The 11,298-nt window shown below is 42.1% G+C and carries 8 protein-coding genes and 2 pseudogenes; 9 read left to right on the top strand and 1 reads right to left on the bottom strand.

Translation table 11 applies throughout. The features are described 5' to 3' along the window. Nucleotides 1-3 precede the first annotated feature (3 nt). Nucleotides 4-789, bottom strand: coding sequence for a Cof-type HAD-IIB family hydrolase (locus QVP90_RS19410; protein ID WP_005925382.1), 786 nt, complete (start codon nt 787-789; stop codon nt 4-6). A gap of 185 nt (nt 790-974) precedes the next feature. Between QVP90_RS19410 and QVP90_RS19415 the strand changes: the two genes are divergently transcribed. The 9 genes and pseudogenes from QVP90_RS19415 to QVP90_RS19450 form a co-directional block, all read left to right on the top strand. Continuing rightward, nucleotides 975-2,141 carry a MalY/PatB family protein gene (locus QVP90_RS19415; protein ID WP_007478598.1) on the top strand — a complete coding sequence of 389 codons (1,167 nt, stop codon included), beginning with the start codon at nt 975-977 and terminating at the stop codon, nt 2,139-2,141. 37 nt (nt 2,142-2,178) lie between these two features. Then, on the top strand, nt 2,179-3,417 hold the full coding sequence (locus QVP90_RS19420; RefSeq protein WP_021937360.1) for a PLP-dependent transferase: 1,239 nt from the start codon (nt 2,179-2,181) through the stop codon (nt 3,415-3,417). A gap of 564 nt (nt 3,418-3,981) precedes the next feature. Then, complete coding sequence (locus QVP90_RS19425) at nt 3,982-5,583, top strand: sensor histidine kinase (RefSeq protein WP_007478596.1); 1,602 nt, start codon at nt 3,982-3,984, stop codon at nt 5,581-5,583. A 457-nt stretch (nt 5,584-6,040) separates the two neighbouring features. Beyond that, nucleotides 6,041-6,172, top strand: a pseudogene (locus tag QVP90_RS19985) (SPFH domain-containing protein); the annotation flags it as partial. A 21-nt stretch (nt 6,173-6,193) separates the two neighbouring features. Continuing rightward, complete coding sequence (locus tag QVP90_RS19430) at nt 6,194-7,471, top strand: alpha/beta hydrolase (protein WP_394367048.1); 1,278 nt, start codon at nt 6,194-6,196, stop codon at nt 7,469-7,471. A gap of 80 nt (nt 7,472-7,551) precedes the next feature. Further along, nucleotides 7,552-7,749: an Arc family DNA-binding protein gene (locus tag QVP90_RS19435; RefSeq protein ID WP_025819216.1), complete on the top strand. Its 198-nt coding sequence runs from the start codon at nt 7,552-7,554 to the stop codon at nt 7,747-7,749. Nucleotides 7,750-7,923: 174 nt separating this feature from the next. Continuing rightward, nucleotides 7,924-8,292, top strand: a complete 369-nt coding sequence (locus QVP90_RS19440; protein ID WP_005925365.1) for a BlaI/MecI/CopY family transcriptional regulator — start codon at nt 7,924-7,926, stop codon at nt 8,290-8,292. A gap of 24 nt (nt 8,293-8,316) precedes the next feature. Continuing rightward, on the top strand, nt 8,317-10,464 hold the full coding sequence (locus QVP90_RS19445) for a M56 family metallopeptidase (RefSeq protein ID WP_021937362.1): 2,148 nt from the start codon (nt 8,317-8,319) through the stop codon (nt 10,462-10,464). A gap of 247 nt (nt 10,465-10,711) precedes the next feature. Further along, nucleotides 10,712-11,298: pseudogene (locus QVP90_RS19450) on the top strand (sensor histidine kinase); the annotation flags it as partial.

Consider the following 11,298-nt stretch of genomic DNA (forward strand, 5'->3'; position numbering starts at 1 on the left):
TGGCTAAATTATTCCGAAGTGTTTCAATGCTTTGGCAATTCCGTCGTCATCAATGGAAGCAGTCACATAGTCTGCCGCCTGTTTCACTTCCTCCTTGGCATTGCCCATGGCTACACCGATAGCGGCATGGCGCAACATACTGATATCGTTACCGCCGTCACCGAACGACATCGTCTCTTCCAGCTTGAAGCCGAAACGGGCTATTATTTCATCGATACCTTTCTGCTTCGTATTTCCTTTTGCCGTGATATCTGCAAAAGCCGGGAACCAACGGCCGGATTCGCAATTGGGAATTTGAGGTTGTATTTCTGTTTCCTCTTCTACGGTGACAAACGGAGTCATCTGGAAAATCTCTTCCTGCACGGCTTCTTCAAAAGTCTTTACGGGAATTTCGTCTACATGCAGGAAATCATAAAAGATATCGTGAACCAATTTATTGGGCTGGCATACGGATATCGTATGTTCTCCTACAAATATGCAGGGGTATCCTTTCTGTTCACAAACCTGTGCCAGTGCCCGTACCTCTCCGGCAGGAATGGCGCTTTTGTAAATCACTTCATCACCTACGAAACAGTAGGCACCGTTCATCGTGATGTAACCGTCTATCAATCCCCGGTCCTGTATATCCGCCAGATTGTTGATAATCGCTTTGGGGCGTCCTGTGGCAATAAAGATTTTAATGCCTTTTTCGTGGGCAATGGTCAGTGCCTCGATGGTAGATGCAGGAATGGCATGAGTTTCGAAACTCACCAATGTTCCGTCAATATCAAAAAACAGGGCTTTCGTCATATTATGTTTTTTAGAGTGCACAAAAATACAAAAAAGAAATCAAGGCGAGCTTGATTTATGTCATATCCTCTACCACAATTGTGGTATTTTTGTTCTTCTTAAAGTAAATTTCTCTCTCCTGCTTTCATTTTGCAACAGATGAGTTGTACATTTGCAAGCAGATAACCGCAAAAATGAAATGTAAGATGAAATACAATTTCGATGAAATAATAGATCGTCACGGAACGGATTCCGTAAAATGGGATGCCGTCAGCGAGCGTTGGGGACGAAATGATTTGCTTCCCATGTGGGTGGCGGATATGGATTTCCGTACTCCTCCGTTTGTGATGGATGCACTGAAGAAACGTTTGGAGCACGAGATACTGGGATATACTTTTGCCTGCGAAGAATGGTATACTTCCATTATAAATTGGTTGCAGCAGCGTTATCATTGGGAAGTGACCCGCGAGATGCTTACTTTTATGCCCGGTATTGTTCGCGGATTGGCGTTTGCCATACAGTGTTTTACGGAAAAAGGGGATAAGGTAATGGTAATGCCGCCGGTGTATCATCCTTTCTTTTTGGTGACGGAGAAGAATCAGCGTGAGGTGGTTTACAGCCCGTTGGTGCTTCGGGACGGTCAATACCAGATTGATTTCGAGCGTTTCCGTAAAGATGTGCAAGGGTGTAAAATGCTTATTTTAAGTAATCCTCACAATCCGGGCGGGCGTGTATGGACGCTTGAAGAGTTGGAACAGATAGCGGAAATTTGTTATGAAAGCGGTACACTGGTCATTTCTGATGAGATTCATGCCGACTTGACATTACCGCCATACAGGCATTCTACTTTTGCGTTGGTATCGGACAAGGCGCGCCGGAATTCCCTTGTGTTTATGTCTCCCAGCAAAGCGTTCAATATGCCGGGACTGGCAAGTTCGTATTGTATCATTGAAGATAGCAGAATACGTCATCGTTTTCAGGAGTATATGGAGGCCGGTGAATTAAGCGAGGGACACTTGTTTGCTTATCTCAGCGTGGCTGCTGCATATAGCAACGGAACCGAATGGCTCGATCAGGCGATTGCCTATATTCAGGCCAACATCGATTTTACCGATGAATATCTGCGGGCGTATATTCCGGCCATCCGCATGATTCGTCCGCAGGCTTCTTATCTCATATTTCTCGATTGCCGGGGCTTGGGACTGGCTCAGAAAGAATTGGTCGGTCTTTTTGTGGACGGTGCACATCTGGCGCTTAATGACGGCACCACTTTCGGGAAAGAAGGCGAAGGATTTATGCGGTTGAATGTAGCTTGCCCGCGCAGTGTACTCGAAAAGGCATTGGGGCAACTGCGGGAAGCCTGTAACAGATAGTCCACTTTATACAACATACAACAAAATTGAAAATCTGATGGATAAGAACAGTTTTGAAGCACAACTTCTGCATACTCCTTTTGATAAAGGCGATGCTTATCATTCTCTTTCCATGCCGGTATACAATACGGCTGCTTATGAATTCGACACGGCGGAAGCCATGGAAGAGGCTTTTTGCGGACGCACGGCCGATCATGCCTATTCGCGGATAACCAATCCTACTGTTCAGTATTTCGAGAAACGCATCCGGACCATTACAGGTGCGCTGAGTGTGACGGCTCTGAATTCCGGTATGGCGGCTGTCAGTAATGTTTTCATTACGTTGGCCCGATCCGGTGCGAACATTGTCACCTCTCCCCATCTGTTTGGCAATACTTATTCTTTTTTCAAAAGTACTTTAGCGGCATTTGGAGTCGAAGTGCGTTTTTGCGACCTTACAAATCCGGACGAAGTCCGTGAGCGGGTAGATGAAAATACTTGTGCGGTTTTTCTTGAAGTTATCACGAATCCTCAACTCGAGGTTGCCGATTTGAAAGCGCTTGCCGGCATTGCCCATCAGGTGGGAGCCCCTTTGGTAGCAGATACGACTGTTATTCCTTTTCATACATTCCATGCCCGTGAATTCGGGATAGATATTGAGGTTGTTTCCAGTACCAAATATATTTCCGGTGGCGCGACCAGTTTGGGTGGGCTTATTCTTGATTACGGTACGCTGGATTGGAGCCGTTCGAAGAAACTGGGCCCGGTGGGGGCGCAATTCGGTAATGCTGCTTTTACAGCCAAACTTCGTAAAGAGATTCATCGCAATTTAGGAGCTTATATGACTCCGCAGGTGGCTTATATGCAAAGTCTTGGCTTGGAAACAATGGAAGTTCGTTATGCACGGCAGGCGTCCACATGTCTGGAATTGGCAGAACGCTTGCAGAATTTTCCTCAGATAGAGGCGGTTAATTATACCGGACTTGCATCCAATCCGTTTTATCGGTTGAGTACGGAGCAGTTTGGCCCTTATCCCGGAGCGATGCTGACATTTGATCTCGCTTCGCGTGAGGCCTGTTTCCGTTTTATGAATCGTCTGCAACTTATCCGCAGGGCAACTAACCTGTTTGATAATAAAACGCTTGCCATTCATCCTGCCAGCACTATTTATGGCACTTTCACCGAAGAACAAAGGCAAAGTATGGATATCAGCCAGAAAACAATCCGCCTTTCCCTCGGTCTTGAAAATATAGAAGATTTATTGGCTGATATGGGCCGGGCATTCACGGCGGACTGATGTGCAGATCGGTATGTATCCTTCTTATTAAATGTTTCAACTGTATGAAACTCATCGTTCCAACCGTATGAAACCATTTGTTCCAACTGTATGAAACTGTCCGTTTCATCCGTATGAAACCAATGGTTTCCCGGTGTGGAACCGATCGTTTCTCGGTGTGAAACTGAATTCATCCTACCGGGCTGACTGGTTTCATATACCGGTACTGCTATCCGATATCATGACAGTACTACCGGATGGAGTATCTGAAAATCCTTGTTGATTAATAAAATACGATAGGTTGCATTGACAGGATGCGGCGGGAAAGCCTAATGTAATTTATTTCAATAACTTTCTGAAAAAGAATATTCTTTCTTGAAATCCTTCTTCTCTTTGTCTTGTAAAGTAAATTAGTTTTGTCGAATTTTGTTCTTGTCTTAAAAAGGGAAGGATACCCGGACCGAGGCAGGATGGAATGCGACCGTTTTTCTCTAAAAGTTTGTATATTAGCAGCTTGAAGACTATGCAAAGGAGGCGTTTTTATGCTTGTTTTGAACGTCTCTAACCCTAAGGTTTAAAAGTTATATGAGCAAGAGCGCAGAGAGTTTGAGTACATTTCTACTTCATTTTTTAGAGAGATTGAACGACTATGAATCGATCGAGAAAAAGGTGATGGGATCATTAACGGATATTTGTGATTATTGTGGATTCAAGAGAGGATTTGTTTATCAGACAGACGGATTCCGTTATTTTTATTTGAAAGAGACGGTTGGGAATGAGGATAATACTCTGAGATCCCGTTTTGAAATGGGCGAGATGACCAAGCAACATTTGGCACGTGCAAAAGATAAGAAGGAACCTTTCTGTGTTGATGGTCATGAGGGTAGCTCGTTGGCTGATATCGATATCATGGATTTTTATAAGGTAAAATCCCTATTGATCCGGCACTTTGAAGATACCGAAGGGAAAATAATCGGCTTTATCGGATTTGCCGACAGGGAAGAGGGCGCTTCTTCTTTTACCAAAGAGGAGTCGCAGGCCATTTATCTTGCGTTGGGTGCGCTTTCTAAAGAAATATCGATCAGAGAGTATAAAGAAAGAGAAGTACGTGCGAGCAAGACATTGGGCAGTATCATGAATAATATGGGAGTCGATATATACGTCAACTCGTTTGATTCTCATGATATGCTGTATGCCAATGAATCTATGGCGGCTCCCTACGGCGGTATAGAGCATTTCGAGGGGAAGAAGTGCTGGCAGGCGCTTTATACCGATAAAACGGGAGAGTGCGAGTTTTGTCCGAAGAGACATTTGATCGATGAGAACGGTTTGCCTACCAAAGTCTATTCCTGGGATTATCAGCGTCCGTTTGATAAGTGCTGGTTTCGCGTATTCAGTGCTGCCTTTGCTTGGATAGACGGACAAATGGCACATGTCATTACCAGTGTCGACATTGACCATCAAAAGAAAATAGAGGAAGAATTAAGAATTGCGAAAGAGAAAGCAGAAAATCTGGATCGCTTGAAGTCGGCTTTTCTGGCCAATATGAGTCATGAAATTCGTACTCCGTTAAATTCGATTGTAGGCTTTGCCAGCCTTCTGGCCGAGTCGGAGGACAAAGAAGAACGCGAGGAGTATCTTGCCATCATGCAAGAAAATTCGGAGTTGCTTTTGCAATTGATATCCGATATTCTGGATTTATCGAAGATAGAGGCAGGGACGCTTGACTTTAATATGGGTTATTTGAACGTCAAGGATTTATGTGAGGATATTGTTCGTTACTATGATATTAAAGAGGATAAGGAAGTTCCTGTTGTACTTGCTCCCGGTTTGCCCGATTATCGCATCTATAGTGATAAAAAACGCTTGATGCAGGTTATTATAAACTTTATCAACAATGCCTTGAAATTTACGCATGAGGGGCAGGTTCTTCTTGACTATCATTTTGAGGAAAACGATAATCAAATCGAATTTTCGGTTACAGATACGGGCATAGGAATTGCTCCGGAAAAAGCCGGTAAAGTTTTCGACCGTTTCGTAAAGCTCAATACCTTTTCAAAAGGTACCGGGTTAGGGCTTTCTATCTGCCGGAGTATTGTTGATCATTTGAAGGGGAGTATCGGTGTTGAATCAGAATTGGGGGTTGGCAGCCGTTTTTGGTTTACACATCCTTATGAAGTCGAATAAAAAAACATTTTATTTTTATCTTTTTTAATTTGTGGGCATTCCATCGCTTTTTTAAATCTTTTTCGGGAACGGCTTTTGACAAAATTAACTGTGATAGTCGTTAGGGCATACTCCCTATTTTGTTACAAAGGTCTGAGTCGGGGATGGCAAGAGGTCGGTTACCGGGTGTCTGTCTTTTCCTTCTTGAAATGTTTATCCGGAAAAACTGATCATACGACTTTTCTTCACATTATATGGTAATGGATCCATGTACCAATATGCCAATATGCTAATATATCGATGTACCAACGTACCAATGATATACGGTATGTAACGCAGCCAGTTGGTATATGGGTACATTAGTAGATTGCTACATCGTTTTTCTGTAATAAACGTTAATAGCACGCTCTTTTTCCTGTTTTCTATTGCTCGTTTGAATATAAGAATAATATATTTGCGATATCAAAATGATATCATTGAAAACTTTGTGATGATCCAGAGTGATGCGGCACTTTGGCAGGTAGCCGGACAATATGCTTATGATGATAGCGAAACTAATACGGAAGAACTTACTCTTCGTTCCGGCGGTGAAGAGATTAACGAATCATTAATTAAAATATTGGAAGGAATCATGTTACAACGGATTGTAATATTGTTAATTGTTCTTTTAGGAATTCTGCAACCTGCGGATGCCCAAAATCATAAAGCAAATTTAAAAAGTGCCGAACGTTTATATAAGTTTATTGTTGCAGGGCAAGGGGATAGCGTACATGTGCGTATGAGTGATACCATTCGTAAGAAGGTGGCCCCGGTGGTGTTTAGTGACAGTTTCCGGCAGTTGGAGAAACAGATGGGGAAATTTAAATCCCGGGGAAAGTGGAAAACGGAAATGGCGGAAGGGATCACGATGTATCATTGCGATGTACATTTTGAAAAGAACTCTATGCGATTCACCGTCGTATTCGACGAGGACGGCAGGGCAAGCACGCTTACCTTTACCCCGGCTACTTCTGTTGTTGACGCTAAGCCTATGAAGTTCAATAAAAAGAGGTTGGAGGAAAAAAGTGTGGAGATTTCTACCGATACTTTCCGGCTACCCGGCACATTAACTCTTCCTAAAGGAGGTTCCCGTCTTCCCGTACTGATCCTTGTACATGGTTCCGGCCCGAATGATCGCGATGAAACATTGGGCCCTAATAAACCTTTTCGCGATATAGCTTGGGGATTGGCTGAACAAGGCATAGCTGTTTTGCGTTACGATAAGCGTACCAAGGTGTATGGTACGGCAGCATATCCTCAAGGAGTGGAAGCGACTTTCGATAATGAAGTGGTAGATGATGTGATTTCGGCCGTTCGTTTAGTGAAATCATTGCCGGAGATTGACTCTGCAAGAGTCTATGTGTTGGGGCATAGTTTAGGCGGGATGTTAGTCCCGCGTATCGCACAACGGGCCGGTGAGGGATGTTTGGGCGGTATTATCAGTTTGGCCGGACCGGTGCGGAAGATGGAACAGCTATTGACCGAGCAAATGACATATATCTCTTCTCTTTCGGGTACGCAGCCGGATGTGAAAGCGGCGGTAGAGCAGGTGATGAATTCGCTTCCGGAGTCATACCGGAAAATGGAAACAGAATACCAACCGGTCGAGGTAGCCCGGATGTTGAAACTTCCTTTCCTTGTGTTACAGGGTGAACGTGACTATCAGGTGACGATGCAGGATTTCGGAATGTGGCGCTTTGGATTGTATCGTAATCCGAATGTGCTTTTTAAGTCGTATCCTAAATTGAACCATGCCTTACAGGAGGGGAGTGGGAAATCTACCCCTTTTGAATATACACATCTCAGTCCTGTACCGGAATATGTCATAAAGGATATTGCTGATTTTATAAACGGAGTATTTAAACAGTAAATAAATAGTGAATTCCCATTGGTCTCGTTTTTCAGAATGAAATGGTTGGTAATTGGGAATGAATGAGAGGAATTAATATTGTGGCTAAAAAAGAATCTTCAACCAAGAGTTTTGTCCTGCGGGTAGATGCTGAAACAATGGATGCCATCGAAAAGTGGGCAGCCGATGAGTTTCGCAGCACAAATGGTCAGCTTCAATGGATTATTGCCGAAGCCTTGAAAAAGAGTGGGCGGATGAGAGGAATGAAAGAAGTAAATAATGAAATAATGAAAGAATGAAAGGCTACGCTATGTAAATGTAATCACGATCATTGCGCAGCCTTTCATTCATTCATTCTTTCCTTCCTTCCTTCTTTCTTTCCTTCTCTCCATAGCGCTTTAGATATTGTTAACTATAAAAGTTAGTTTATGAACTAAAAAATCTCGTTATTTGCCTTAAATATTGATACAGATATGAAAGGATTAACTGCTAAAGAAGAAGAAATCATGGGCTTTTTCTGGAAGAAAGGCCCTCTGTTTGTGAAAGAAATGCTGGCTTTTTATGATGAACCGAAACCGCATTTCAATACATTATCTACTATTGTCCGGGGATTGGAGGATAAAGGATTCCTTGCCCATAAAACTTATGGAAATACCTATCAATATTATGCAACGGTCAGTGCAGAAGATTTTCATAAAGGAACACTGAAAAATGTTATCCGTAAGTATTTCAATAATTCTTATCTCAGTGCCGTCTCTTCATTAGTCAGTGAGGAAGACATTTCGCTTGATGATCTTAAGCAGCTTATACGTGAAGTGGAAAATGCACATAATAAAAAATAGAATGTGCCATAAAAGAAAAAACTTATGGGAACCTTTTTTGTCTACATACTGAAATCATCTGTTTGCCTCGCACTATTCTATCTTTTTTATAGGTTGTTGCTGAGCAAAGAAACTTTTCATCGCTTTAATCGGGTCGCTTTATTGGGAATACTTTTTTTGTCGTTGCTTATCCCATTGCTTGAGGTGACTACTGCGCAACCCACAGAGATGGCGCATACCATGCTGACTTTGGAACAGCTTCTTGCAATGGTTGATTTCTACTCTCAGGATACTGTGGCTGTCGCTCCGGTTGAGGTAAAAGAGATTACTTTATCCGGCATTCAGATCACCCTGGTCATTTACCTTGCCGGTATCGTGTTTTTCGCTTGCCGTAATATTTATTCGCTTATCCGTTTGTTTTTGTTACTCCGTTCGGGCAGAAAGGAGATATTTCATTCCGGTATTAGGCTCATTATACATAATAAAGAAATCGCTCCTTTCAGTTGGATGAAATATATCGTTATCTCTGAGGCCGATCTTGAGGAGAATGGACGTGAAATACTCATTCATGAAACTGCCCATATCAGCAATCATCATTCTGTTGATCTGTTGGTTGCAGATCTATGTATCTTTTTTCAATGGTTCAATCCCGCATCGTGGTTACTGAAACAAGAACTGCAAAACATTCATGAATACGAAGCGGATGAGACAGTGATCAAAGAAGGTGTTGATGCAAAGCAATATCAATTATTATTAATAAAAAAAGCTGTCGGCACAAGGCTCTACTCTATGGCCAACAGCTTTAATCACAGTAAACTTAAAAAACGTATCACTATGATGTTAAAAGAAAAATCAAATCCTTGGGCACGTTTGAAGTATTTGTATGTACTTCCGTTAGCAGCTATTGCAGTAACTGCTTTTGCCCGTCCCGAAATCTCTCAAAAAGCAAAAGAGATTTCTGCTGTCAAAGTTAATGATTTAGCGGCAATTGTAGAAACAAAAACGGTGGAAAATGTTGCTTCCGGGGTAAATGCAGTGGTGAATCTTACTGATGTTCCGGAGATTCCCGTAGTGAAGGACACGGCAGATGTGAAGAAAAAGGAGACTGCTGGAAAATCGTCTGAAGACGGTGTTTTTTGGGTTGCAGAGAAAATGCCTGAATTTCCGGGTGGCAATGGAGCTGTAGCGGAATATGTACGGGAGAATATGAAATATCCTGCGATAGCGAAAGAGAAGGGTACACAAGGTCGTGTTATCGTACAGTTTGTTGTCAACAAGAAAGGTAAGATTGTTTCTCCAAAGGTAGCCCGGAGCGTTGATCCTGATTTGGATAAAGAAGCTATCCGGCTCATAAAGAGCATGCCGGATTGGATACCTGGAACGCAGGGAGGTAAAGCAGTAGATGTGAAATATACACTTCCGGTATCTTTTCGGCTTGATGGCGACAGTTCGGCAAATGCCAATACCGCTTCTTCGGAAGAGAAAACGGGCGGACCACTTTTCATAATCGACGGTAAAGAAGCGGCTCCAAATACAATCAATGCGATCGATCCGAACTGGATAAAATCAATCAGTGTCTTGAAAGATGCATCGGCAACGGCAATCTATGGTTCTCGTGCAAAAGAGGGGGCTATTATCATAACTTTGATGACCAAGGAAGAATATCAGGCCAAACAAAATGAAAAGACGTTAGGTGATAAGATAGATGCTCTTCAAAATAAGCTTAATTCCAATGATGTAAAAAAAGTCTCTTACTTTTTGGATGATAAAGAAGTATCTGATACCGAACTCCAGACATTGAGACAAAATAAGGCAAGTGAATATGATGTAGTGACTGTAGAGACAGACGGTAAACCGGCGGTGAAAATAAAAACAAAACCTGTATCCAATATTACGATACGTGGTCTTAAAGGTACAGTTAAAAGCGTCAATGGTACACCTGTATTCCCGGATACATCCGATAATGAAAATAGGGTGGCAGGAAAAGTTTGTGATACGGATGGTAATCCGGTTATCGGAGCTTGTGTGTTAGTTGAAGGAACAACTATAGGAACAGTTACCGATCTTAATGGAACTTTTAAGTTGGAAACCCTGAAAGGTTCTGTTCTTTCTGTCAGCTATATCGATATGCAAACGGCAAAAGTTAAGGTAGAAGATGCCGGTCCGCTGATTATTACCTTGAAAGCAGATTGAAAAAACTCTAAGAAACACAAAAAGAAATCCTATAAAAATCAAAACAGTTTCTAACTCTCTCTCTTAATTGTTTTAGCAAGGGGTGTCGGTCATTGAAGGCAAGATGCTCCTTGCTCTTTTTATATTGTATTCTTATTCCTTACCTTGAGTTTCCGAAAATTGTATCTTCGTATATAAAAATTGAATGAGTTTTTAGGAATATTTATAGAAAATACATTTCTTTGCAAGGCAAACGAATTTTAATATTATGCAAAAATTTATATTCCTTTTTCTATTTCTGCTTTCCTCTTTTGCAGTTGCTGCACAAAATGATGAAACACAGCAGTATGATTCAATCTTGTCGGTAATGAAAAATAAATCTATCCCCTTGATGGAGCGTTATTACATGACCGGGAATATAGAGAATCTTTCACGGGAACATCAGATCGGAGTTTTGAAACAGTTAGTACCCGAAGCGAAAGAATGGGAGGATAAAGCGGTTATTACTCGTTTGTATTCCATTATTTCTTTGTCGGAGACTCAGCTAAGTCATATGGAAGCTGCTAAGAACTATCTGGATAGCGCCTTTGTTTATGAAGGGACTTTTTCTAACAATAATATTGCCGGAATGATGTATTATGCGGCAGGGGTTTATCACGTGACACTGACTGATTTTGTAGAAGCTCAAAAGAATTATTATAAAGCTGCAGAATACTTTAATAGGAACGAACATAAACCGGGCATCTTGACGGATGTGTTCTATAATTTGTCTGTCATTTATGTTTTGTGGCAGGATGAAAAGGGATTAGCCGAACTGATGAAAGACTTGGAGCAGACTCCGGTTGACTTTCCGGT

This window comes from Bacteroides sp. CAG:189, assembly GCF_000432295.1.
Taxonomy (GTDB): Bacteria; Bacteroidota; Bacteroidia; order Bacteroidales; family Bacteroidaceae; genus Bacteroides; species Bacteroides salyersiae.

Coding starts and splice junctions, on each gene's coding strand:
- QVP90_RS19410 (WP_005925382.1), bottom strand. CDS start 789: ATGACGAAAGCCCTGTTTTTTGATATTGACGGAACATTGGTGAGTTTC.
- QVP90_RS19415 (WP_007478598.1), top strand. CDS start 975: ATGAAATACAATTTCGATGAAATAATAGATCGTCACGGAACGGATTCC.
- QVP90_RS19420 (WP_021937360.1), top strand. CDS start 2,179: ATGGATAAGAACAGTTTTGAAGCACAACTTCTGCATACTCCTTTTGAT.
- QVP90_RS19425 (WP_007478596.1), top strand. CDS start 3,982: ATGAGCAAGAGCGCAGAGAGTTTGAGTACATTTCTACTTCATTTTTTA.
- QVP90_RS19430 (WP_394367048.1), top strand. CDS start 6,194: ATGTTACAACGGATTGTAATATTGTTAATTGTTCTTTTAGGAATTCTG.
- QVP90_RS19440 (WP_005925365.1), top strand. CDS start 7,924: ATGAAAGGATTAACTGCTAAAGAAGAAGAAATCATGGGCTTTTTCTGG.
- QVP90_RS19445 (WP_021937362.1), top strand. CDS start 8,317: ATGGGAACCTTTTTTGTCTACATACTGAAATCATCTGTTTGCCTCGCA.